We start from the raw sequence: 23,459 nt of genomic DNA, 5'->3' as shown, positions 1-23,459 counted from the left end.
CGACTGTGCTCGAAGCGTACGGACCAGTGAAGGCTTATGCAGCCAGCTTCAGGAACGGCACCGGCGGGGTGGTGCGCAGCACGATCGGCTTGCCGGTCCGCGCCTGGAACAGCTCGCCGTCGAGAATAACGTTGGAGCGCTCGCCTTCGATCTCGATCTCGTCGCCCTGCTCGATATGCACGCCGCGCATCTGCGCCCGCCCGAGCCGCCCCCGGATGCTGGCGAGCACGGCGCGCAGCAGCGTGCCCGAGCCCTGCTCGACCGCCATCAGCTTCAAATGCCCGGCGCTGCCCTCGGCCTTGCTGCCGAGCAGCAATTTCTCGAGCGTGGTCACGATCAACAAGGTGAAACGGCCGGTGATCTGCCCGCCGCGCTTCAGCGACACGCGCACTTCCGAGGGTCGGGGCGGCAGGAATGCCGCGCGGATGCCGAGCACGGCGGTGACGATCACGGCGAGCGCCGTCAGCACATGGCTGAGGCCGTTCGGCAGCCCGAGCGGATAAATTTTGTGACGGCAGTAAAGGATCGAGTCGGCCAACCCCGCGCCGCCCAGGAACATACCCAGCACCGGTTTGCTGTCACCTTCGGAAAGGGCAATCAGTTCCCGCTGCACGATATGGGCGGCGAGGTCCGACTGGGCGAGGCCGACGATGTTTTCCAGGGCATCGATCGGATCGCCGCGCGCACCCAAGTCGAGCGCAATCAGGTTGGTCTTGCCGTTCGGCAGCACGGCCACCGGCGGCGGCGCTTCGCCGAAATAGCGGCCGCCATGCAGCTCGGTCAGCGCCGCCTGCACCGATCCGTCGCCGCCATTGATGACGATGACCTTGGGCTGCACGCGCGCGATCGTCTTCATCGCGTCGGGGATCTGGTCGACCCGCTCGACTTCGTAGTGAAAGACGTCGGGATTGCGCGCGCAATAGGCGCGAATGCGGGGCAGCAGTGCACGGTTGCCCGTGCTGTGTGGATTGGAGAGGAGGGCGACCGAGACCATCAGCCCTCGACCGGGCCGATCGAAAAGCCCCGTCGATAGTTGAGGATCACATCCACCGGTTTGACCCCCCGGCCGACCTGGATCACCACATCGCCATAGCTGGGCTTCAGATGGACCAGCGAAATGCGCGGATTGCGCGAAAAGCCGCCGCCATCGTTCCAGCCGGACTTGCCATTATTGTCCAGGTCGTGGCGGACGGCGACGGCATAGTTGCCAGGCCCAGGCAGGCCGACGCACACTTCCATCCTTCCCGTCCGCGCCACGGGCACGTCGACCCGGCGCAACTTCTTGCCCTTGGCAAGGAAGTCGGCCGGGTTGGAGCCATAGACCTGCACGCGCAGCATGCCCTGCCGTGCCTTGAAGCCGTCCACGCGCACCAGCACGGCCGTGTCGCCGCGCGCGCAGGCCGCGTCGCCGACCGCGGCCGGAGCGGCGCCGCTCCACAGCGCGATGCCCGCAGCCAGCCCGAATGCGATTGCAACTTTCTTCATGACCATCTCTGCATCCGCGGCTATAGCGGCGACGCCAAGCCGCATCTTGAAGACGGGAGATGGTGGAGCTTTGCGGCAAAACCATGGTCGCAGAGCGTTCAGATTTCGAAGATGTTGTCCGCTGTCGACCGCTACCTTGCCCGGCTGATCGCCGTCCCGCTGTTCGCGACCCTCGTCATCGCGGCGATGCTGCTGGTCTTGGACAAGATGCTGCGCCTGTTCGACTTCGTCGCCGAACAGGGCGGGCCGGTCAGCGTCGTCTGGCGGATGCTCGCCAATCTGCTGCCGGAGTATCTTTCGCTCGGCATTCCGATCGGGTTGATGCTGGGCATCCTGCTCGCCTTTCGCCGCATCGCGACCTCTTCGGAACTGGACGTGTTCCGGGCGGTCGGGCTGAGCTACGGCCGGTTGTTGCGGGTGCCTTACCTCTTCACCATCGCCCTGGCGCTGCTCAACCTCGCCATTGTCGGCTTCGTGCAGCCCAAGGCGCGTTACGCCTATGAGGGCCTGCAGTTCGAGCTGCGCTCCGGCGCGCTCGGCGCGTCGATCAAGGTGGGTGAGTTCACCAACCTCGGCCAGCAGATGACGGTGCGGATCGAGGAGAGCCACAAGCGTGGCGCCGACCTGTCCGGCATCTTCGTGCGCGCCGAAAGCCGGGGCGGACGGAGCCTTGCGGTGGCGGCCGAGCGCGGCACCTTCCTGCGCACCGACGATCCCGACACGATCATCTTCCGGCTGCGCAACGGCACGCTGATCCACAACGAGCCGAGTTTCCGCAGCCCGCGCGTGCTGAGCTTCACCTCGCACGACCTGCCGATCGACCTGCCGAAGGTCGAGCGCTTTCGCAGCCGCGGCGGCAAGGAACGCGAGCTGACCATTCCCGAACTGGCGATGATCGGCGGCGACCGGAGCAAGCCGCTGCCGATCCGCAACGAAAGCCGAGCCAACTTCCACTTCCGGATCGTCGAGGTGGCGATGATGTTCCTGTTGCCGCTGCTCGCCGTCGCGCTGGCGGTGCCGCCCAAGCGCTCCTCGTCGGCACTGGGCGTGTTCCTGTCGATCGTGATGGTCGTGACCTATCACAAGGTGAACGAATATGCGCAGGGCATGGGCTCGCTCGGCCGGGTCGATCCGCTGATCGCGCTATGGGTCCCGTTCCTGATCTTCGCCGCGATCATCTGGTGGCTTTATTACCAGCTCGCCTATGTGCCGGGCGGGCAGCCGATCGGCGGCCTGGAACGTGTGTTCGCGAAGCTCGGCAGCGTATTGAAGCGCTGGTTCAGCATCGCGCGCCGGCGTGAAGCGAGGGCGTGATGCAGCTGCAATTCTTCCCCTCCAGCACGGTCATGCTCTACACCGCGCGCATGTTCCTGGTCCGCTCCTTCTCGGTGCTGGCCGGGCTGGTGCTGATCCTGATGACGCTCGATCTGCTGGGAGAGTCCGGCAAGATCCTGGCCTATCCCGGCAATGGCGAGCCGCAGCTGTGGACCTATGTGTCGCTGCGCGTGCCGCAGATCGTTGCGCGCTTCCTGCCCTTTTCGGTGCTGCTTGGCACCCTCATCACCCTGCTGACCCTCAATCAGAACAGCGAAGTCGTGTCGATGAAGGCGTCGGGGCTGTCCGCGCACCAGATCCTCGCGCCGCTGATCATCGCCGGATTGCTGGTCGCGGCCCTGTCCTTCGCGTTCAACGAGCGGGTGGTGACGCGTGCGACGGCGACGCTCAAGGCCTGGGCCAAGGTAGAATATGGCCCCATCCCGAAGGACAGCGCCGTCCAGACCAATCTCTGGGTGCGCAACGGGGAGGATCTGATCCGCGCCGGTCGTGCGATCGGACGCGGCAGCGCCACGCGCCTGTTGGACGTGACGCTCTACGACCGCGTCCGCAACGAGCTGTCGGCGACGATCCAGGCCAAGGAAGGCCATTATGTCGGCGGCGCCTGGCGGCTGACGGACGCGAAGCGCTTCGACGTGGGCACGGGCCTGCAGACCGATCTCGGCACGATCATCGCGGCGCGCGGGGTTACGCCGGATCGCTTCACCCTCGCCAATGTCGATCCCGAAGGCCTGTCGTTCACGCAGCTCCGCCAGGCGATTGACGATCTGAACGCCGCCGGCCGCCCGACGCGTCCGCTGGAAGCCGCCCTTTGGCACAAATTGTCCGGACCGCTTTCATCGGTGCTAATGCCGCTGCTGGGCGCCGTCGCCGGCTTCGGCCTCGCCCGCTCGGGCAAATTGTTCGTCCGCGCCGTCGCCGGCATGGCGCTGGGCTTCGCCTATTTCGTCGCCGACAATTTCGCGCTGGCGATGGGCAATCTCGGCGCTTACCCGCCTTTGCTCGCGGCCTGGGCGCCGTTCCTGCTGTTCCTGCTGATCGGCGAGACCGTGCTGATCCGCAGCGAGGAATAGGTCAACCCGGCAGGCCCCGCCCACCCCGTGTGACGGAGCTCAGCCCGATCTTCCACATCAGACCCGGCAGACCCTTATAGTTCGCCTTGAAGTAAGGCGAGCTCGGGTCGAGCATCGCGGCGAGCCGGCGATGGGCGCTGCCGAGATTGTGATAGGGCACGCTCGGCAGCAGGTGGTGCAGCGCGTGATAGCGCAGGCCGACGGGCGCCCACAGGCCTGGGAGCAGGGCCGGCGGCGGCACGTTGACGCTGTCGAGATATTGCGCGGTCACCGTCATCGCCTCGCCCTCATTCTCCCAAAGGTGCGCGACCAGGGTCCGCACCTGGTTGAGCACGGCGACCGCCGAAGCGATGCCCAGGATGATGAGCACCGCGCGCAGCGGCAGCACGCCGGTCACTGCCAGCGCAACAAAGGTCACGGCCCACAGGCTCGTGACGATCTCCAGCCGCGTCCACAGCGCCTTGGCTTCGCCCTCGGGCGGCCGGCGGCGGAAGACCGGGTTGATCACCAGCCCCGAATAGCGCGCGACCACTGCCTCCCGCAGCTTCGGCGACAGCAGCGACAGTGGCGCCAGCACGGCGTAGCGAAGGATGAGCCCGATCGGCGCCAGCGCCGCGACCAGGATGAAGGCCGGCAGCGTCCAGGGTCTCATCAGCGCGAGCGGCAGATATTCCGGGTCCTCGGCGGTGCCATAGCGCGTTTTGGCGTGGTGCAGATTGTGCACGCCTTCATACATGAATGACGGCACCATCAGCGGCACGCCGATCAGTGCGTTCCACGCCGCGCGGAAGCCCGGCAACGCGCTGTGCTTCACATGAGTGATCTCATGGATGAAGCTTTCGGCGCGGTAGAGCGCCAGAACCGCGACGCTGCCGAAGCCGAACGCGGCCCAGCCACCCGACAGGATCGTCGCGACCAGCGCCGCATAGCCGATCAGCACCGAGGCGAGGAAATCTGCCCAATAGACCCGCGGGTCCGGCGCGCTCAACTCACGCGTCAGCTCGGCGGCGGCCTTCAGCAGCGCCATGTCGTCCGCGATCCGTGCACGGGGCGCAGGGGCCGCCGCTGCGGGCGCGGGCCCGTCGAAGGTGAGATTGGTTGCCATGGGTGTTGCCTTTCGACGAACATAGTGGCCGGAGTTTGGCATTCAAAGGGCCGTGCCATGTGCCCGCCTTCTCGACTTTGATCGGGATCAAAGCCTAGAGAAGCGGCCCATGTCCGAGATCCAGATCGTGCCCGTGTCAGACGCCGCCGGGCGCCGTGCCTTTGTCGACTATGGCTTTGCCCATTATGCCGGCGATCCGAACTGGGTGCCGCCGCTCAAAGGCGAGGCGGTCGGCATGATCACGCCGGCCAAGAATGCCTGGTTCACCCATGCGGAACAGCAGCTTTTCCTCGCCAGGCGCGGCGGCCGCACGGTCGGGCGGATCGGGGCCCATATCGACCGACTCGCGCTCGAACAGCCGGCGGAACAGGGTTTCGGTCCGGGCACCGGCTTCTGGGGCTTTTTCGATGCGGAGGACGAACCGGCCGGCCGGGCGCTCATCGCAGCCGCCGAGGACTGGCTGCGCGGCAAAGGCATGACGCGGGCGATCGGCCCCGTCTCTTCCTCTATCTGGGAAGAGCCGGGCCTGCTGATCAAGGGCCATGACCATCCCCCGACCGTGATGATGGGCCACCACGACGCCCGCTACCAGGGCTGGGTCGAAGGCGCCGGCTACGCCAAGGCGAAGGACCTGTTCACTTACGATCTGGACGTCCAGCAGGGGTTTCCGCCGCTCGTGCAGCGCATCGTCGCCGCGGGCGAGAAGAATACCCGCATCCGCGTTCGCCCGGTCAACAAGGCGCGCTTTGCCGAGGAAGCCGCGATCATCCTGCGCATCCTGAACGATGCCTGGTCTGACAATTGGGGCTTCGTGCCGCTGACCGACCCGGAAGTCGAAGAGGTCGGCAAGAAGCTGAAGCCGATCGTGTTCGAGGACCTGATCTACATCGCCGAAGTGGAAGGCGAGCCGGTCGCCTTCATGATTACGCTGCCGGACCTGAACGAGCCGCTGAAGCCGCTCAAAGGCTCGCTCCTCCCCTTTGGCTGGGCGAAATTGCTGTTGTGGCTGCGGCGCCCGAAGGCGCGAACGATGCGCGTGCCGCTGATGGGTGTGGTCAAGCGGCTGCAGGCCTCCCGCCTTGCGAGCCAGCTTGCCTTCATGATGATCGAATATTCCAGGCGGGCGGCCGTCGCCCGCTATGGCGCGTCACGCGGGGAGATTGGCTGGATCCTCGAAGACAATCAGGGGATGGTCGCGATCGCCGACACGATCGAGAGTAAGGTCAACAAGATCTACCGCGTCTACGAAAAGACGCTGTAACTTGCTCTGCCGTGTCGCCGATGCTAGCAGTTCGGCGCCGGCAGCCTTATCTGGCGCGGCATTACGTCCGATCGGCACTGTCGTGCCGATCCCACAGGTTGATGTTGCAATGAGGCATTCTTTCCGCGTCCCGCATCGCATGGCTGAGGCCAGCGGTTGCGCCTCGCGGAACATCGGCTCGGGTCTTTCACCCCGGCGTGCCCTTGCGACGGAAGCGCTTAACTTCACGTCCACAATGTCGGCAGCGGAGCGGACAGGGGCCGCCCCGCCACCGACTTTCACATATCGCGCAGCCGATCGCCGCTCCTGGAGCCGCGGCTGCGCTCGGAGAACATATAATGACAACGCGCATGCTGATCGACGCGCGCCACCGGGAAGAAACCCGCGTGGCGGTCGTCAAGGGTAACCGGATCGAGGAGTTCGACTTCGAATCCGCCGAGCGGAAGCAGCTCAAGGGGAATATCTATCTCGCCAAGGTAACCAGGGTCGAGCCGTCGCTGCAGGCGGCGTTCGTCGATTATGGCGGCAATCGCCATGGCTTCCTGGCCTTCAGCGAAATCCATCCCGACTATTACCAGATCCCGAAAGAGGATCGCGAAGCCCTGCTCCGCGAGGAAGCCGAGCATGCCGCCGAAGAGGAAGCCCTTCGCGCCCGCCAGGACGAGGAAGATGACGCGGACGAGAGCGCCGGCGACGAACAGGCCCATGATGACGAGCATGGCGAGGATGACGAGCAGCCGCGCGCCGAACGGGTAAATGCCAACGGCAACGGCTCGCACGACGAGGCAGTCGAGTCCCTGCGCGAGCGGCGCATGAACCTGCGCCGCCGCTACAAGATCCAGGACGTGATCCGTAGGCGGCAGGTGCTGCTGGTCCAGGTCGTCAAGGAAGAGCGTGGCAACAAGGGCGCGGCGCTGACCACCTATCTGTCGCTCGCCGGGCGCTATTGCGTGCTGATGCCGAACACGGCGCAGGGCGGCGGCATTTCGCGCAAGATCTCGAACGCCGCCGATCGCAAGCGGCTGAAGTCGATCATGGCGGAGCTGAAGCTGCCGCGCACCATGGGCTGTATCGTCCGCACCGCCGGGCTGCAGCGCACCAAGACCGAGATCAAGCGCGACTTCGACTATCTCGCCCGGCTGTGGGACACGATCCGCGAGAATACGCTGAAGGCGTCCGCTCCGTCGCTCGTCTATGGCGACAGCGACCTGATCAAGCGCGCGATCCGCGATATCTATAATCGCGAGATCGACGAAGTGATCGTGGAAGGCGACGACGGCTATCGCGCCGCGCGCAACTTCATGAAGCTCTTGATGCCGAGCCATGTGCGCCGCATCCAGGGCTATGCCGACCCGGTGCCGCTGTTCCAGCGTTTCGGCGTCGAGGATCAGCTGAGCCAGATGTACCAGCCGGTCGTGCAGCTGAAATCGGGCGGCTATCTGGTCATCAACCCGACCGAGGCCTTGGTGTCGATCGACATCAACTCGGGCCGATCCACCCGCGAACATGGCATCGAGGCGACGGCGGTCGCCACCAATCTGGAAGCCGCCAACGAGATCGCGCGCCAGCTGCGGCTGCGCGACATGGCGGGGCTCGTGGTCATCGACTTCATCGACATGGAGAATGGCTCCAACGTCCGTAAGGTCGAAAAGGCTATGAAGTCGGCGCTGGCGAACGACCGCGCGCGCATCCAGGTCGGTCGCATCTCGAGCTTCGGCTTGATGGAGATGAGCCGCCAGCGCCTGCGCACCGGCGTGCTCGAAGCCTCCACCCGCCCCTGCCCGCATTGCGAAGGCTCGGGCTTCGTCCGCACCGCCTCCTCGGCCGGCCTGTCGGCGCTGCGCCTGCTGGAGGATGAAGCGGCGCGTGGTCGCGGCTCGCAGCTGCTGCTCCGCGCCAGCCAGGAAGCGGCCTTCTACCTGCTCAACCACAAGCGCGCCGAACTGGCCGAGATCGAAGAACGCTATGGCGTGCGCATCGAAGTGATGTCGTCGGGCGAGATCGAGGGCGCTCGGATGGCGGTCGAAGCCAGCGGTCCGCCGCCGGTGCACGCGCCGCGCTTCGAGCCGCCGCAGATCGAGTTCGACGAGGACGACGCCGTTCTCGACGAGATCGACGAAGAGGAGGAAGAAGAAGAGGCGCGCGAGGAGCGCGAACCGCGTGCGGCTCGCGACGACCGCGAGGAGCGTGGCGAAGGCGGACGCCGTCGGCGCCGGCGCCGGCGCGGCGGCAAGCGCGGTGGCGAGCATGACGCTGCCCCGCAGGCGGAGGCGCAGGAGCCGGAGAGCGATGCGCTCGACAGCGACGATACAGCGGATCAGCCGGACACGGTCGAAGCTGCCGAGACGGCTGAGCAGCGCGAAGACGGCGAAGGCCGGCGTCGGCGCGGTCGCCGGGGTCGTCGCGGCGGTCGCCGCCGGCGCGGCGGTGACGAGCAGGTTGCAGCGGAAGCGGCGATGAGCTCGGACGCCGAAGAGGCACCCGCCGTGGAGGCCGCGGCTGTGGAGCCCGAGCCCATGCCCGAACCTGCGGCCGAGGAAGCTCCGAAGCGCCGGCGCACGCGCAAGAAAGCGGACACCGCCGAGACGCCTGCCGAGGCCCCGCTCGGGGAAGCTCCGGCGGAAGAGGCCAAGCCGAAGCGGACGCGCCGCAAGAAGGCCGACGCGGAGGCGCCGGCCGAGGCGGCCGCGCCCGACGCCGGAGCGGAGACGGAAGCGAAGCCGAAGCGGACTCGGCGGAAGAAGGCCGAGGTAGCTCCTGCGGAGCCGGCGCCCGTTGCCGCGGCCGAGGCCGCTCAGGCCGTCGCCGAACCGGCTCCGGATGCGCCCGCTCCCGCGGAGGCGGACGCCGTGACGCAGCCCGCCAATGATCAGCCTGCCGCGGCGCCCCGCAAGGGCTGGTGGCAGCGGACGATCGCGGGTCGGCTGTGACGAAACCCCTCTCCCTCGCCGGGAGAGGGCGTTTTCACCTGAGGTTCAGTCGCGTGCGGTGAAGATGGTTGCGATGCGCCACCTGCTCCGCACGCTTCTCGCGCTGCTGATCTCCTTTGCCGTGCTGACGCGGCCCGTCGCCGCCCAGTCGATCCTGCGCGACGCGGAGACGGAGGCGCTGCTCGCCGATATGTCGCGGCCGCTGATCGAGGCGGCGGGGCTGCAGCCCAAGAATGTCCAGATCGTCATGATCGCGGACAATTCGATCAACGCGTTCGTGGCCGGCGGGCAGATCGTCTACATCCATTCCGGCCTGATCACCCAGGCTGACAATGCCAATATGGTCCAGGGCGTGATCGCCCACGAACTCGGCCACATCACCGGCGGCCACATAGTCCGCATGGCAGAGGGCATGAAGTCGGCGACCGGCATCATGCTGTTGTCGCTGATCCTCGGTGCAGCGGCCATGGCGGCGGGCGCGGGCGATGCCGGCGCCGGCCTGCTGACCATGGGCCAGCAGGCAGCGCTCGGCAAATTCCTCGCCTTCAGCCGCGTCCAGGAATCGAGCGCCGACGCCGCTGGTGTCTCGTTCCTCAACAAGGCGGGGATCAGCGGCCAGGGCCTAGTCGCGTTCTTCAAGAAGCTGCAGAACCAGGAATATCGCTACGGCTACAACTCAAAGGATGCCTATGACCGCACCCACCCGCTCAGCCGCGAGCGCGTGACGACGCTGGTCGACTCGCTGCAGACCGCCCCATCCTGGAGCGCGAAGACGGACCCCGCGCTCGAAGCACGGTTCCAGCGCGTGAAGGCGAAGCTCAAGGGCTATGTGCTCGACCCGCCCGTCGTGATGCAGCAATATCCCGAGACCGATCTGAGCGTGCCGGCCCGCTATGCCCGTGCCTATGCGTGGCACCGGGGCGCCTATCCCGACAAGGCGACGGAAGAGGTCGACGCCTTGCTCCGCACCGCCCCGCACGATCCCTATTTCCTCGAGTTGAAGGGCCAGGTACTGCTCGAGTCCGGCAAGCCCAAGGAGGCGCTGCCGCCGCTGCGCGAGGCCGTGCAGCTGACCCGCTACAACCCGCTGATCACCTCCATGTTCGGCCACGCCCTGATCGCGACCGAGGACAGCGCCAACTTCGCCGAGGCGGAAAAGGTGCTGAAGTCGGCAATCGCCATGGACAATCAGAACCCCTTCGCCTGGTATCAGCTCGGCGTCGTGTACGACCGCAAGGGCGACACCGCGCGGGCGGCACTGGCGACGGCGGAGCGCTACAATCTCGAAGGCAATCCGAAGCTCGCCTTCGCCAATGCGCGCATGGCCATGGCCGGCATTCCGCGCGGCTCCGCCGACTGGGTCCGCGCGCAGGACATCTTCATGGTGTCGGAGCCGGAGATCAAAAAGAAGAAGAAGGACAGGCCGGAAGAATGACGCGCTGGCTGCCGATCGTTGCCGTTGCCTTGCTGTCCTCCGCCGGCACCGCGCTCGCCGTGAAGGCGCTCGACCAGCGCCAGGACACGCGCGCCTATCTGCTCGACCATCCCGAAGTGCTGCAGGAAGCGATGGAGAAGCTGCGGCTGAAGCAGGCGGCGGCGCAGATCGCCCCGCTGCGCCGCGATCTCGAAACGCCATTCGCGCAAGGCTTTATCGGCGCCAAAGATGCCGACGTCACCGTCGTGCAGTTCTTCGATTACGCGTGCGGCTATTGCCGCGCCAGCCTGGGCGACCTGCAGCGGCTGGTCCGCGAGGATCCGAAGGTGCGGATCGTGTTCCGCGAGTTGCCGATCCTCAGCCCCGGCAGCGAAGTCGCCGCGCGCGCCAGCCTCGCCGCCGCCGAGCAGGGCCGCTACCCCGCCTTCCACATGGCGATGTACGCGGCGAGCCCGCCCAGCCCGGCGAGCGTCGCCAAGGTCGTGCAGAGCGCCGGCCTCGACGCCGCGCGCGCCGAGACGGCGATGCGGACACCCGACAAGGATCGCGAACTCCACCGCAACATCGAACTCGCACGCAACCTGGGCTTCACCGGCACCCCAAGCTGGGTGATCGGCGACGAAGCGATGAGCGGCGCGATCGGCTACGACGCCCTCAAGGAAGCCGTCGCAAAGGCGCGGGCGAACAGAAGCTGAGCGTAGCGCCCCTCAGGCGGGGCGTTCACCCTTGAAGCCCTGCGCGATCACATACCATTCGCTCGACTCCTTGCGCGAGGCCGGCGGCTTGGCGTGTTTGACGGTGGTGAAGTGCTTCTTCAGCAGGGCGACCAGCTCATTGTCGGCGCCCCCAGCGAGCACCTTGGCGACGAAGCTGCCGCCGGGCCTGAGCGTCTCGATCGCGAACCATGCCCCGCTTTCGACCAGCGCCATGGTGCGCAGATGGTCCGTCTGCGCGTGGCCGACGGTGTTCGCCGCCATGTCCGACATGACCAGATCGGCCGCTCCGCCGAGCGCCTCGCGCAACAGCTCGGGCGCGGCGTCGTCGGTAAAGTCCATCTGGAACAGGGTGACGCCTTCGATCGGGTCGGTCGGCAGCAGGTCGATGCCGACCACCACCGCATCCTTGTGGCGGCGCTTGGCGACCTGCGCCCAACCGCCCGGCGCGACGCCCAGATCGACGATCCGCTTCGCGCCCTTCAGCAGGCCGAACCGCTCGTCCAGCTCGATCAGCTTGTAGGCAGCACGCGAGCGATAGCCCTCGGCCTTCGCCTTCTTAACATAAGGGTCGTTCAGCTGCCGCTCGAGCCAGCGCGTGGACGCGGCCGTGCGGTTGCGCGCGGTCTTGACCCGCTGGCGGCCGACGCCCCCGCCCCTCATGCAAAGCCGTCCCGCGCCATCAACGTGCGCAATATTCCTTCGCGGATACCACGATCGGCGACGCCGAGCCGCTCGGCGGGGAAGATGTCGAGGATCGATTCCAGGATCGCACAACCCGCGACAACGAGATCGGCGCGTTCATGGCCGATGCACGGCAATTCGACTCGCTCCGCATGGCTCATCCGCGACAGCATCTGGCTGACGCCGCGCATCGAGTCCGCCGGCACGATCAGGCCATCGACCGCGCTCCGGTCATAGCTCGGCAGGCCGAGATGGACGCTGGCGAGCGTCGTCACCGTCCCGCTGGTGCCGAGCAGCCGCATATGCTCGCGCGCCGCGCGCGGCAGGCGGGCGGCGAACGCGCTGAAGCTGTCGTTCACCCGGCCGCGCATGCGGGTGTAGATGTCCAGCCGCCCCTCGGAGGTGCTCGCGTCGCCGGGTTCGATTTCGGTCAGCGACACCACGCCCCAGGGCGCGCTGTACCAGTCGAGCGTCTTGGGCAGCGGCCCGCTCGTGTCGACCAGCACCAGCTCGGTCGAACCGCCGCCAATGTCGAAGATCAGGGCCGGACCGTCGCCTTCCTCGAGCAGCACATGGCAGCCCATGACGGCGAGGCGGGCCTCTTCCTCAGCGGGGATGATGTCGATGGCGATGCCCGTTTCGCGCCGCACCCGCTCGACGAACGCGGCACCGTTCGAGGCGCGGCGGCAGGCTTCGGTGGCGACCGAGCGGCAGATATGGACATGACGGCGCCGCAATTTGTCGCCGCAGATGCGGAGCGCCGAGACCGCCCTGTCCATCGCCGCGTCGCTCAGCCTGCCCGTGGTCGCCAGCCCCTCACCGAGCCGCACGATGCGGGAAAAGGCGTCGACAATGATAAAGCCCTGCGGCGCGGGCCGGGCGATCAGCAGCCGGCAATTGTTGGTGCCGAGATCGAGCGCGCCATAGGTGCGGCGCGGCGCTTGGCTCGCCGGAGCATAGGGTGCCGTGCGCGCCCGACTGTCGGGCTGCATCGGCAGGGGCGCGAGATCCGCCATGGCTGCCGTCACTCTGTTTCTTCTCCGGTCGGCCGATACCGCCGGTACTTGGGTCCGCTTCTACAGACGAGACCGCGTCGAGGCAACCGACTGTGGCTGAACTGCAACAGCCTGTCTTGTTGTGCTGCGTTCATGTTGCGTTGCCGCAGGTTCAGCGTTCGGGCCCCACTGGAAGCCGTCCGCCGCATCCCCTTCACACCGCGGCGGATGGAACCAGACCAAGAGTAACTGGAGTGTACAAAATGAAGAAGTTCCTGTTCGCAGCCCTCGCCGCGACCACGCTCGCCGGGCCGGCCCTGGCGCAGGAGGCGGCCCCCTTCACCGGCTTCCGCGTCGAAGGCCTGGTCGGCTATGACAAGCTCAAGGGCAATGGCGGCGGTCGCGACGGCGTGGCCTATGGCGGCGCGGCCGGTTACGACTTCCAGCTCGGCAGCGCGGTCGCCGGCATCGAGGGCGAGTATCTCGATTCCGACACCAAGGGCTGCGAAACCGCTTTCCTGACTGCCAACGACCGCATCTGCGCCAACGGCAAGCGCGACCTGTATGTCGGCGGCCGGCTTGGCTTCGCGGTGGCGCCGAGCACCCTGCTCTACGCCAAGGCGGGCTACACCAATGCCAAGGTTGGCGTGAACTACACCGACCCGACCACGCCGGCGAACAACTTCCGCACGTCCGACGATCTCGACGGCATTCGCGTCGGCGCGGGCGTCGAGCAGAAGCTCGGCACCAACCTCTATGCCAAGGCGGAGTATCGCTACTCCAACTACGAAGCCGGCATTTCGCGCCACCAGGTGCTGGGCGGGCTGGGCTTCCGCTTCTAAGCGGCGACGCTTGTGGAAAACCGGGGTCGGAGCGCTTGCTCCGACCCCTTTTTTTGTTCAGTAAATCCGGTGAACCGGGGCGCTCTTCGCTCCATCAACATGCATTATCAGGGCGTGTGCGCCCGGGGGGACCCATGAAGGCGACGATCGAACGGGCCACGCTGCTGCGAAGCCTGGCGCACGTGCAATCGGTGGTCGAACGGCGCAACACCATCCCGATCCTGTCGAACGTGCTGCTGGAAGCATCGGCGGATGGCGGCATCCGGCTGATGGCGACCGATCTCGACCTGCAGATCGTCGAGAGCGTCGAGGCCGCGGTCGACCAGCCCGGCGCCACCACCGTGTCCGCCCACACCCTGTTCGACATCGTCCGCAAGCTGCCGGAAGGAAGCCAGGTCCAGCTCTCGGCCGCCGAGGGCAAGATGGCAATCAACGCCGGCCGCGCCCGCTTCAACCTGCAGACGCTGCCCCGCGATGATTTCCCCGTGATCGCCGAGGGCGAGCTGCCGACCCGGTTCGAGCTGCCGGCGGCGACGCTTCGCCAGATCATCGACAAGACGCGCTTCGCCATCTCGACCGAGGAAACGCGATATTATCTGAACGGCATCTTCTTTCACGTCTCGGATGAGGCTCAGCCGGTGCTGAAGGCGGCCGCGACCGACGGGCATCGCCTGGCCCGCGTCACCGTGCCGCGGCCGGAAGGCGCCGAGGGCATGCCGGACGTGATCGTGCCGCGCAAATGCGTCGGCGAGCTGCGCAAGCTGCTCGAGGAAGTGGACGGCACCGTCGCCGTGTCGCTGTCGAACACCAAGGTCCGGTTCGATCTCGGCAGCGCAATCCTGACGTCCAAGCTGATCGACGGCACCTTCCCGGATTATTCGCGCGTCATCCCGACCGCCAACGACCGGCTGCTGAAGCTCGACCCGAAGAGCTTCATGGAAGGCGTGGACCGCGTCGCGACGATCGCCAGCGAGAAGACCCGAGCGGTCAAGATGGCGCTGGATCGGGACAAGATCACGCTGTCCGTCACCAGCCCCGAGAACGGCACCGCCTCGGAAGAAGTGCCGGGCGACTATGCCGCCCAGCCGTTCGAGATCGGCTTCAACGCCCGCTATCTGATGGACATTCTCCACCAGATTGACGGCGACCTGGTCGAGGTGCACCTGGCCGATGCCGCCGCGCCAACCCTGATCCGCGAGAACGACAGCGCGCCCGCGCTCTACGTGCTGATGCCGATGCGGGTGTGACCGGGGCCGCACCGGCTCCGCTTGTCGTCCTGCACGGCGCCAACGGTTCGGCGCGGGACATGCAGCCGCTGCTCGATCGCCTCGGCACCGAGCGGCCGGTGATTGCGCTGGACTGGCTCGGCCATGGTGGCCGGCCAATTCCGGAGCGATTTACCGTCGAGGCAATCGGCGCCGACCTGATTGCGCAGCTGGACGCCCGCGGCATCGCCGCGGCGCATTTCTTCGGCTTCAGCGTCGGCGGCCTGCTGGCTCTGTGGCTCGCCGCCCGCCACCCGGAGCGCGTGCTGAGCGTCGCCACCCTCACCGCCAAGTTCATCTACGACGCGCGCGCGATCGCCCATGCGACGCACCTCACCAGCGCCGAGCGGCTACTCCGCTCGAACCCCGAACGAGCGGCTGCCCTGGAGCGCATGCACGCACCGCAGGACTGGCAGGCGCTGATCGTCAAGGTTCGCGACATGTTCGCCGAGTTCGCCGAACGGCCCCCGCTGACCCGCGAAGAGCTTGCCGGGATCACCAAGCCGGTGCTGGCACTCGGCGCGCTGGAAGACCCGCTGGTGCCGGCGGCCGAGGTGCGGGAACTTGCCGGCCTGGTGCCGGGCGCCATCCCCGCACTCTTCCCCGGCACCGCGCACCCGCTCGCGCAAGCGCCGCTGGACACGATCGTGCGGACCCTGACCCGCTTCATCGACAACCCAGCCGGGCTGCAACGCACGGCGCGCGTGAAACTGACCGAGTTCAGGTGGGATCGGCGCTAGCGGTTCGCCGCCTCGCGTACTTTCTGCACAGCGGGCAGGAGCAAGCCCATCAGAGCCGCAATGGGGTTTGCGATGGCATAATCTTGGAACGAACTTTGCGCATGGGCGGCGCCCGGCAGGGCCAGTGCAGCGGCGGCTGAAAGTGCGAGCAGGTTCTTCCGAATGGTCATCATGCGTCTCCTTCTGGTGTGGAGCGCTGATTAGGCTGATTCGGGAGCAAGTGCTGTGCGCGTGCGCACAGGGCCTCAAAGAGAACCGACGCGGCAAAGCCGCGCCGTCGGTCCTCGCGCTGGCGAGGCCGGCCGACAGCAGCTGTGCGGGCGAGCGCTTCGCTTGCCCGCAGCGGCTGGCGGCACGCCAGCCTCAGCTGCTGTAGTACATGTCGAACTCGACCGGGCTCGGCGTCATTTCCCAGCGGGCGACTTCCTCGCGCTTCAGTTCGATATAGGCTTCGATCTGCTCGCGGCCGAACACGTCGCCCTTCAGCAGGAAGTCCATATCGGCTTCCAGGCTGTCGAGCGCTTCCCGCAGCGAACCGCAGACGGTCGGCACATCGGCGAGTTCCGCCGGCGGCAGATCGTAGAGATTCTTGTCCATCGGATCGCCGGGATGGATGCGGTTCTGGATGCCGTCCAAGCCCGCCATCAGCAGCGCCGCGTAGGCGAGATACGGATTGGCGAGCGCGTCGGGGAAGCGGAACTCGACGCGCTTGGCTTTCGAGCCCGCGCCATAGGGAATGCGGCACGAGGCGGAGCGATTGCGGCTCGAGTAAGCCAGCAGCACCGGCGCTTCATAGCCCGGCACCAGCCGCTTGTAGCTGTTGGTGGTCGGATTGGTGAAGGCGTTCAGGGCCTTGGCGTGCTTGATCACGCCGCCGATGAAATAGAGGCACATCTCGCTGAGGCCCGCATAGCCGTTGCCGGCGAAGAGCGGCTTGCCGCTCTGCCAGATCGACATATGGGTGTGCATGCCCGAGCCATTATCTTCCTTGATCGGCTTCGGCATGAAGGTCGCGGTCTTGCCATAGGCGTGGGCGACCTGGTGCACGACGTACTTGTAGATCTGCATGCGGTCCGCGGTCTCGACCAGCGTGCCGAAGGTGAGGCCAAGCTCGTGCTGGGCGGCGGCGACTTCATGGTGGTGCTTGTCGCAGGGCAGGCCCATTTCGAGCATGGTCGACACCATCTCGCCGCGGATATCGACAGCGGAATCGACCGGCGCCACCGGGAAATAACCACCCTTGGCGCGGGGCCGATGGGCGAGGTTGCCGCCTTCATACTCACGACCGGAATTCCCCGGCAACTCGATGTCGTCGAGCTTGTAATAGCTGGTCGAATAGCTGTTCTCGAACCGCACATCGTCGAACATGAAGAATTCGGCTTCGGGGCCCACATAGACGGTGTCGCCGAGGCCGGTGTTCTTGAGATACGCCTCGGCGCGCTTCGCGGTCGAGCGCGGGTCGCGGCTGTAGAGCTCGCCGGTCGAAGGCTCGACGATGTCGCAGAACAGGATCAGCATCGGCGTGGCGCTGAACGGATCGACATAGGCCGCGTCCAGGTCCGGCTTCAGGATCATGTCGCTTTCGTTGATCGCCTTCCAGCCGGCGATCGACGAGCCGTCGAACATCAGACCGTCGGTCAGCTGGTCCTCGTCGATCGTCGAAGCGACCATCGACAGATGCTGCCACTTGCCCTTGGGATCGGTGAAGCGGAGATCGACCCATTCGATCTCTTCGTCCTTGATACGCTTAAGCACGTCGGAAGCAGTGGCGGCCATCGTAAGGTCTCCCCGGAGTAGAAGGCTAGATCACTCTCTCGTCAGTCCCGCGAAAGCGGGGCCCAGCGGCGCTGGCAAGACGAAAAGCTTTGGGTTCCCGCCTGCGCGGGAATGACGAAGAACTGGGCGGGCGCGATTACAGCGCATCCGCGTCGCGTTCGCCAGTGCGGATGCGGAGCACGGTTTCGACCGGCAGCACGAAGATCTTGCCGTCGCCGATGCGGCCGGTCCGGGCGGCGGTGGCGATCGCTTCGACGACCCGGTCGGCAAGGCCGTCATCGACCACGACTTCCAGCTTCACCTTGGGCAGGAAGTCGACGACATATTCCGCACCGCGATAAAGTTCGGTGTGCCCCTTCTGCCGGCCGAAGCCCTTGGCTTCGGTGACGGTGATGCCGGACACGCCGACTTCGTGCAGCGCCTCCTTCACCTCGTCCAGCTTGAACGGCTTGATGATGGCTTCGATCTTCTTCACCCGAGCCCCCGCTCATTGTGCGCTGCACAATCTTTGGCGCGCATTGTTACGAGTCGCAAGCGCGGATTATCCGATCTGTCATATTGTTGCAGCAACTGGCCGCCGTTCAACCGCAGCCGCCCTGGATCCACCAGCTGAGATCGCCGGTGCGCGGGTCGACGCCGTCGCCCTTGCGGAACAGCCAGAAACGGGCTCCGCTCTCGTCCTCGACGCGAAAATAGTCGCGCACCGCGTCGCGTTCGCGGCCGTGCTTCCACCATTCGCCGGTGATGCGCTCGGGCCCGTCACCCCTGACCAGCCGATGCGTCTTGCCCCGCCAGGTGAAACGCTTGGGCGGCGCGTCGGGCATTTCGGCCATGACGTTGGCGATCGGCTCCGGCCGGGGCAGCAGCCGCGGCGGGCGCGGCCAGGCAGCGGGCCAGGACTCTGGCGTGTCGAGCGGCGCGACCTTGCGCACGCTGCGTTCCGGCACGTCGCTTTCGACCGCGCTCAGCCGGTAAAGATGCTGCGTCCCGATCCGGCTGGCGATCAGGTCGACCAACTGCGACAGGTCGGGCGTGGGTTCCGGCGCGGCCAGGTCGCTCGGCAAGGGGGCCCCGCCGAGCGGCTCGGTTTGCACCGCGACCAGCCGCATCGCATCGATGCCGAAGCCCGGATCGATGCTTTCGATGTGCCGCCCGAGCAGCCGCAGCCAATGCGCCTTGTCGCGCGTCGCCCGCGCCGCTCCGGCCTCGATCCGCTGCTGCTGCCGGTCGACCCGATCGCACAGCAGCAGCAGCGTGCGGGCGCCGAGCCCCGCTTCGCGCAAGCGCTCGATCAGCTGGTCGAGCAGGGTCTCGATGGCAGCGGCGATGGTCTCCGCACCGCCGATCGGTTCGGCGAAGCGCAGCTCGGCCCGGGGCGCATCGCGCGGCACGACCGGGTCGAACGGCTCGGCCGCCCGGCCGAGCGCCCGGTCGAGCTTCAGCAATGTCTCCTTGCCGAACCGACGGGCGAGCGGCGCCCGGGGCATGGCGGCCAGGTCGCCGATCCGCTCCAGCCCCAGCCGGCGCAGCGCATCGACCACCGCCTGTTCCAGCCGCAAGGCAGTGAGCGGCAGCTGTGCGAGCGCCGCCTGTTCACCGCCTTCCGGGCAGAGCAGCAGCCGCTCCGCCCCGTGCCGCGCCAGCGCGTGTGCCGCCGCGCCATTGCCGGCCACCGCAATGCGCGCGCCGAGCCCGAGCTTCGAACAATAGCGCAGCAGATCGACGCACAGCTGCCGCTCGCCGCCGTGCAGATGCGCGACGCCGGTCAGGTCGAGCCACAGGCCGTCGCTGCCCGACACGGCCACCAGCGGCGTCAGCCGCCGCGCGGCAAAGGTCGCGATCCGCTTCAGCAGCGCCAGGTCGCCAGACGGATCGGCGTCGCGCACCTCCAGCCCCGGCACCATCGCCCGCGCTTGGGTCAGCGCCATACCGGGGGTGAGCCCCAACGCCAGCGCATTGCGGCACACGGCCGCCAAGGTGATCTTAGAGCCGGAACGGGCAACGGTGACGACCAGCCCCTCTCCGGCGCCCGCCTGTTCCCCGGCGAAGGCCGAGCCCCTTGTGCGGGAAGCCTGAGCAGCTGGACCCCGGCCTTCGCCGGGGAACGCACCGCCCTCATCCGGCTTCATCCCCTTGAACGGCATGTCCGCCGCTTCGCTGCGCCGCCCAAGCTCGCGCATGGCCGGACGCTGGTGGAGCGGCAGCCGGGCAATCTCTGCTTCGGTGCGGAGCCGCCGCTCCTTGGAGTTCTCAGCCCAGCGCGCGCCCGGCCGCCAATGCCCGTCGCGCGGGCAGGAACATTCGGTGCCGAGATAGATGCCGCCTTGCTCCTGCTCGCCTGGCGGCGGAGCCAGAGGCAATGGCGGCGGTGGAGGAGAGGGGCTAGGCCGCGCGCCGCCATTCTCCTCCATCCGCCTGATCCGGTCGGTGGGGAGAAAGGGCAGGTAGAGCGAGGCGACCCTGCGCATCGCAAGCCTCCGTGATGAGGGAAAATCCGGGTCCGCCGCGCTGGCGGGCGAGTTCGATGGTCCAGCAGGGCGGGCCAACGCCGGCGGTCGGCAGCGGAACCGACGGCGCCGGGCCGATCCGCCAGCGCGTGATCGCGGTCGAGGGTTCGGCCAGAGGGTCGGCCTTGCGCCAGCGCCTCAGCATCAGCGCCATGGTACCACCCTCCTCCGCCGCCAGCTGCAGCCGCCGCGTCTCGGTCAGGCCAGCCCGCCCGACCTCCCCCACCACGGCCGCAAGCGCGCCATGCCGCAGCCCTTCTTCCATCACCGCCAGCACATCCTCGTCGCGGCCGGCCTCAGCGATCAGCAGCCGCTCGGGAGGAAGTCCGGCCAGCGCCAGCCCGGGGGCGAACAGGTCGCGGCGCGAGACCACCCACAGCACCGTCCCCCGCTCCCCCGCGCGACGCCCGGCAATGCCGGCCAGGAACAGGGTCGCCGCCGCATCGTCGCTATAGCCGCACGAGGCTCCTGCCGCTTCGTGCAGCCCCGCATCGGCAAGCCCGCCGCCCGCGATCCGCCCGTCCAGCGCCTCCAGCCCGAACGGCAGCGCCGCCGCTGGGTCCTTCCCCCCTGCGGCGATGGCGCGCACTTCGGCACGCAGCTGTTCAAGGCGCATCGACTGGCGCATGCTGGCGACTCGACTCATTTGTTCTACTTCTGTTCCCGTATCGGGACTCGAGTCAATCAAGCTTGCCGCCTGTCACCCCGCACAATATCTTGCTGGAAAGGAGCCGCAGATGGGCGAGTTGCGCAAACTGGATGTGACGCTCAGCCAGGAGCTGATCACGGACATGGACCAAGCCATTCAAACCGGCGATTACTCCAATCGGGACGACGTCATTGATGATGCGATGAAGCTCTGGCGCCGGCGGCGAGAGGCTGAGCACGCCCGCATCCACGCTCTTATCCAGGAGGGACTGGACAGCGGACCTCCGCTCGAAGGTCCTTTTGACCTTGAAGATATTCGACGCCGCGGCATGGACCGGCTCCGGCGCGAGGGACGCATTTGAAGCGCATCCGGCGTTTGCCGACTGCGGTTCGCGACCTTGACCAGATCTGGGCAGACATATTCGTAGACAATCCAGCGGCAGCAGACGACCTCGCTACGCTGCTCATCGGCGCCACCAACAGGCTGCGCGACTATCCCGAAAGCGGCACACCGAAGTTTGGCATCCTTCCCGGACTCCGGTCGATCTCGGTCAAGCGTTACCGCATCTACTATCGCGTATCGCCCGAGGCAGTTGAAATCATGCGAATCGTCCATCAGTCACGAGACGAGTCATCGCTCACATTCTATTGACGCCGCCGCCACTCCCTCCGATGATCCGGTGATGAGCAAGGCCGATCCGGGTGCATTTTTCCGCGAGTTGCTCGGGCAGTGGGAGGGGGTCGCCAATCAGTTCGGGACCGAGCTGATGAAGTCCGGCGAGTTCGCCCGCACCATGCAGGGCGCGACCTCCGCCAGCCTCAAGGCGCAGGAAGTCGCGAAGGACGCGATGAGCCGCGCGCTCGCCGCCGCCAACATGCCCAGCCGCGAGGAGATGGTGATGCTGGGCGAGCGGATCGGCGCCGTCGAGGAACGGCTTTCCCGCATCGAGACGCTGCTGATCAAGCTGGCCGGGCAGGACGCGCCGCGGCCGGACCGGCCCAAGCCGCCGCGCACCAAAAAGCCGTCGAAAAAGGACTGATGGCCGAGACCGTCCAGCCCGATCTGGTCGAACAGGCGCGGCTGACCTTCGAGCGGGCGCTCCAGCGCAATATCAAGGGCCTCGGCTATCTCGCCTCGCCAGCACCCGTGCTCGGCGCCAGCCCCAAGGATGTGCTGATCCAGCGCGGCACCATGAACCTCTACCATTACCGCGCGCAGTCCGACGAAGTGTACCGCGTGCCGCTGCTGCTGGTGATGGCGACGACCAACCGCGGCTATATCTTCGACATGGTGCCGGGGCAGAGCCTGGTCGAGTTCCTGCTGAAGCGCGGCTATGACGTGTTCATGCTCGACTGGTCGCCACCCCGGCCCGATGAGCGTAGTCTCGGGCTCGATGACTATGTCCTCGACTTCATTCCTTCCGCTATCGCGCGCGTGGCCGAGGAGACGGGAGAGCCGGACCTGACATTGGTCGGCTATTGCTTCGGCGGCGTGCTGTCGGTGCTCTGGGCGGCGCTCCATCCCGACGGGCCGATGAAGAACCTCGTGACCTTCACGACGCCCATCGACTTCAAGGCGATGGAGATGTTCCAGGCCTGGTCGGACCAGCGCTTCTTCGACGTCGATCGGCTGGTCGACACCTTCGGCTGCTGCCCGGCCGACATGCTTTACACCTCGTTCAGCATGCTGCGCCCGGCCGCACAGATCGCCGGCAACATCCGCCTGCTCGACAATTTGTGGAATGACGAGTTCGTGAAGAGCTACCGCATGTTCGATCGCTGGGCGACCGACATGCTGCCGCTCGCCGGTGAATATTTCCGGGAAACCACCAAGAAGCTGATGTGGGACAATCGGCTGAACGAAGGCACGATGGACGTCGGCGGGAGGCCGATCGACCTCGGCCGCATCACGGCGCCATTCCTCCACGTCGTGGCCGAACATGACCATATCGTGCCCAAGGCTGCGTCGGCGCCGCTGATCGACATGGTCGGTTCCACCGACAAGGAAGAAGTGGTGCTGAAAGGCGGGCATGTGAGTTTGGTTGCCGGGGGCAATGCCATCAAGCGGCTCTGGCCCCGGCTCGACCAATGGCTTCAGGAGCGTTCTCTGTGACCGACCTGCCCGTCACCATCCGCCGCTTTCGCAGCGACGACATGGACGCGATGCTCCGCTTTTCGCGTGCACTGCCCGAACACGACCTGCTGTTCCTCAGCCGCGACCTGAAGCACCGCAAGGTGATCGAAGCCTGGTCCGAGGCGGTCGAGGACGGCTTCATCGACAGTTTCGTGGCGGAAGACGGCGATGCGATCGTCGCCACCTGCGCGCTGGTCCGCGATCCGCTCGGCTGGTCGACGCATGTCGGCGAAGTGCGCCAGCTCGTTTCGCCCGAACTCCGCGGCCAGGGGGTCGGGCGACGATTGCTTGACGAGATGTTCGTTGCGGCTCAGCAACGTGAATTGAAGAAATTGGTGGCACAGATGACGCCGGATCAGCGCGGCGCCATCCAGCTGTTCGAGGAGAGCGGCTTTCGGGGGGAAGCGTTGCTCAAGGATCATGTGATGGACCGGCAGGGCCAATTGCATGATCTCGCGATCCTCAGCCTGGATGTCGCGCAGATCGCGGCCAGGCATGAAGCGTTCGGTTTGGGAGGGGCGTAAGCGTCGG

General features: G+C 66.8%; 24 protein-coding genes. 14 read left to right on the top strand and 10 right to left on the bottom strand.

Annotation, left to right across the window (positions count from 1 at the left end; genetic code table 11):
• Positions 1 to 34: 34 nt before the first annotated feature.
• Both HJG53_RS15505 and HJG53_RS15500 read right to left on the bottom strand, forming a co-directional pair.
• Positions 35 to 994, bottom strand: coding sequence for a diacylglycerol kinase family protein (locus HJG53_RS15505; RefSeq protein WP_171132166.1), 960 nt, complete (start codon positions 992 to 994; stop codon positions 35 to 37).
• A complete protein-coding gene (locus HJG53_RS15500; RefSeq protein ID WP_171132164.1) occupies positions 994 to 1,485 on the bottom strand; it encodes a DUF2141 domain-containing protein in 492 nt (163 codons plus the stop codon). Before HJG53_RS15500 ends, HJG53_RS15505 begins: the two co-directional genes overlap by 1 nt.
• A 111-nt stretch (positions 1,486 to 1,596) precedes the next feature.
• On the opposite strand from HJG53_RS15500, the gene lptF reads away from it, so the two are divergent.
• Together lptF and lptG are read left to right on the top strand one after the other, a co-directional pair.
• Positions 1,597 to 2,799: an LPS export ABC transporter permease LptF gene (gene lptF, locus HJG53_RS15495; RefSeq protein WP_171132162.1), complete on the top strand. Its 1,203-nt coding sequence runs from the start codon at positions 1,597 to 1,599 to the stop codon at positions 2,797 to 2,799.
• Entirely contained in the window at positions 2,799 to 3,893 is a 1,095-nt protein-coding gene (gene lptG, locus HJG53_RS15490) for an LPS export ABC transporter permease LptG (RefSeq protein WP_171132160.1), read from the top strand. The genes lptF and lptG overlap by 1 nt, the downstream gene beginning before the upstream one ends.
• A gap of 1 nt (position 3,894) precedes the next feature.
• Here the strand turns inward: lptG and HJG53_RS15485 are convergent, their stop codons facing one another.
• Positions 3,895 to 4,998: a fatty acid desaturase gene (locus tag HJG53_RS15485; protein WP_171132158.1), complete on the bottom strand. Its 1,104-nt coding sequence runs from the start codon at positions 4,996 to 4,998 to the stop codon at positions 3,895 to 3,897.
• Between the two features lie 109 nt (positions 4,999 to 5,107).
• On the opposite strand from HJG53_RS15485, the gene HJG53_RS15480 reads away from it, so the two are divergent.
• The 4 genes from HJG53_RS15480 to HJG53_RS15465 all read left to right on the top strand — a co-directional run bounded on the left by HJG53_RS15480 (position 5,108) and on the right by HJG53_RS15465 (position 11,319).
• Positions 5,108 to 6,259 (top strand): N-acetyltransferase, encoded by a 1,152-nt coding sequence (locus HJG53_RS15480; RefSeq protein WP_171132157.1) that lies wholly within the window; start codon positions 5,108 to 5,110, stop codon positions 6,257 to 6,259.
• 338 nt (positions 6,260 to 6,597) lie between these two features.
• Positions 6,598 to 9,189, top strand: coding sequence for a ribonuclease E/G (locus HJG53_RS15475; protein ID WP_171132155.1), 2,592 nt, complete (start codon positions 6,598 to 6,600; stop codon positions 9,187 to 9,189).
• Positions 9,190 to 9,262: 73 nt separating this feature from the next.
• Complete coding sequence (locus tag HJG53_RS15470) at positions 9,263 to 10,624, top strand: M48 family metalloprotease (RefSeq protein WP_171132153.1); 1,362 nt, start codon at positions 9,263 to 9,265, stop codon at positions 10,622 to 10,624.
• Positions 10,621 to 11,319 carry a DsbA family protein gene (locus HJG53_RS15465; protein ID WP_254447824.1) on the top strand — a complete coding sequence of 233 codons (699 nt, stop codon included), beginning with the start codon at positions 10,621 to 10,623 and terminating at the stop codon, positions 11,317 to 11,319. The genes HJG53_RS15470 and HJG53_RS15465 overlap by 4 nt, the downstream gene beginning before the upstream one ends.
• A gap of 12 nt (positions 11,320 to 11,331) precedes the next feature.
• Here HJG53_RS15465 and HJG53_RS15460 read toward each other — a convergent pair whose 3' ends face one another.
• Both HJG53_RS15460 and HJG53_RS15455 read right to left on the bottom strand, forming a co-directional pair.
• Positions 11,332 to 12,000 carry an RlmE family RNA methyltransferase gene (locus tag HJG53_RS15460; protein WP_171132151.1) on the bottom strand — a complete coding sequence of 223 codons (669 nt, stop codon included), beginning with the start codon at positions 11,998 to 12,000 and terminating at the stop codon, positions 11,332 to 11,334.
• Entirely contained in the window at positions 11,997 to 13,013 is a 1,017-nt protein-coding gene (locus HJG53_RS15455; RefSeq protein WP_171132300.1) for a Ppx/GppA phosphatase family protein, read from the bottom strand. Before HJG53_RS15455 ends, HJG53_RS15460 begins: the two co-directional genes overlap by 4 nt.
• A gap of 266 nt (positions 13,014 to 13,279) precedes the next feature.
• Here HJG53_RS15455 and HJG53_RS15450 point away from each other — a divergent pair, with 266 nt between their 5' ends.
• The 3 genes from HJG53_RS15450 (at position 13,280) to HJG53_RS15440 (ending at position 15,863) form a co-directional block, all read left to right on the top strand.
• Positions 13,280 to 13,858 carry an outer membrane protein gene (locus HJG53_RS15450; protein ID WP_171132149.1) on the top strand — a complete coding sequence of 193 codons (579 nt, stop codon included), beginning with the start codon at positions 13,280 to 13,282 and terminating at the stop codon, positions 13,856 to 13,858.
• Between the two features lie 134 nt (positions 13,859 to 13,992).
• On the top strand, positions 13,993 to 15,105 hold the full coding sequence (gene dnaN / locus HJG53_RS15445) for a DNA polymerase III subunit beta (RefSeq protein ID WP_171132147.1): 1,113 nt from the start codon (positions 13,993 to 13,995) through the stop codon (positions 15,103 to 15,105).
• Complete coding sequence (locus HJG53_RS15440) at positions 15,102 to 15,863, top strand: alpha/beta fold hydrolase (RefSeq protein ID WP_217352884.1); 762 nt, start codon at positions 15,102 to 15,104, stop codon at positions 15,861 to 15,863. The genes dnaN and HJG53_RS15440 overlap by 4 nt, the downstream gene beginning before the upstream one ends.
• Here HJG53_RS15440 and HJG53_RS15435 read toward each other — a convergent pair.
• From HJG53_RS15435 to HJG53_RS15415, 5 genes are all read right to left on the bottom strand, one after another.
• A complete protein-coding gene (locus HJG53_RS15435; protein ID WP_217352883.1) occupies positions 15,860 to 16,036 on the bottom strand; it encodes a hypothetical protein in 177 nt (58 codons plus the stop codon). The two genes, HJG53_RS15440 and HJG53_RS15435, sit on opposite strands and share 4 nt — an antisense overlap.
• 190 nt (positions 16,037 to 16,226) lie before the next feature.
• Positions 16,227 to 17,639 carry a type I glutamate--ammonia ligase gene (gene glnA / locus HJG53_RS15430; RefSeq protein WP_171132143.1) on the bottom strand — a complete coding sequence of 471 codons (1,413 nt, stop codon included), beginning with the start codon at positions 17,637 to 17,639 and terminating at the stop codon, positions 16,227 to 16,229.
• 136 nt (positions 17,640 to 17,775) lie between these two features.
• A complete protein-coding gene (locus tag HJG53_RS15425; RefSeq protein ID WP_171132141.1) occupies positions 17,776 to 18,114 on the bottom strand; it encodes a P-II family nitrogen regulator in 339 nt (112 codons plus the stop codon).
• Positions 18,115 to 18,220: 106 nt separating this feature from the next.
• Positions 18,221 to 20,107 (bottom strand): DNA polymerase Y family protein, encoded by a 1,887-nt coding sequence (locus HJG53_RS15420; protein WP_171132139.1) that lies wholly within the window; start codon positions 20,105 to 20,107, stop codon positions 18,221 to 18,223.
• The gene (locus HJG53_RS15415; protein ID WP_254447823.1) at positions 20,022 to 20,792 is read right to left on the bottom strand and encodes an ImuA family protein; all 771 of its coding nucleotides are present in this window, start codon (positions 20,790 to 20,792) and stop codon (positions 20,022 to 20,024) included. The genes HJG53_RS15420 and HJG53_RS15415 overlap by 86 nt, the downstream gene beginning before the upstream one ends.
• 91 nt (positions 20,793 to 20,883) lie before the next feature.
• Between HJG53_RS15415 and HJG53_RS15410 the strand changes: the two genes are divergently transcribed.
• From HJG53_RS15410 to HJG53_RS15390, 5 genes are read left to right on the top strand one after another with little or no spacing between them, the layout of a single operon-like run.
• Positions 20,884 to 21,156, top strand: a complete 273-nt coding sequence (locus HJG53_RS15410; RefSeq protein ID WP_171132137.1) for a type II toxin-antitoxin system ParD family antitoxin — start codon at positions 20,884 to 20,886, stop codon at positions 21,154 to 21,156.
• Positions 21,153 to 21,446: a type II toxin-antitoxin system RelE/ParE family toxin gene (locus HJG53_RS15405; RefSeq protein ID WP_171132135.1), complete on the top strand. Its 294-nt coding sequence runs from the start codon at positions 21,153 to 21,155 to the stop codon at positions 21,444 to 21,446. Before HJG53_RS15410 ends, HJG53_RS15405 begins: the two co-directional genes overlap by 4 nt.
• Positions 21,447 to 21,477: 31 nt before the next feature.
• The gene (locus HJG53_RS15400; RefSeq protein ID WP_171132133.1) at positions 21,478 to 21,834 is read left to right on the top strand and encodes a hypothetical protein; all 357 of its coding nucleotides are present in this window, start codon (positions 21,478 to 21,480) and stop codon (positions 21,832 to 21,834) included.
• Positions 21,834 to 22,907: an alpha/beta fold hydrolase gene (locus HJG53_RS15395; RefSeq protein ID WP_171132131.1), complete on the top strand. Its 1,074-nt coding sequence runs from the start codon at positions 21,834 to 21,836 to the stop codon at positions 22,905 to 22,907. The genes HJG53_RS15400 and HJG53_RS15395 overlap by 1 nt, the downstream gene beginning before the upstream one ends.
• Entirely contained in the window at positions 22,904 to 23,452 is a 549-nt protein-coding gene (locus HJG53_RS15390; RefSeq protein WP_368039594.1) for an N-acetyltransferase family protein, read from the top strand. The genes HJG53_RS15395 and HJG53_RS15390 overlap by 4 nt, the downstream gene beginning before the upstream one ends.
• The last annotated feature ends 7 nt before the right edge of the window (positions 23,453 to 23,459 follow it).

This window comes from Sphingomonas sp. ID1715 (genome assembly GCF_013044515.1).
Taxonomy (GTDB): domain Bacteria; phylum Pseudomonadota; class Alphaproteobacteria; order Sphingomonadales; family Sphingomonadaceae; genus Sphingomonas_B.
Note: the sequence above shows the minus strand (reverse complement) of the source record. Positions and strands in the feature narration are given on the sequence as shown.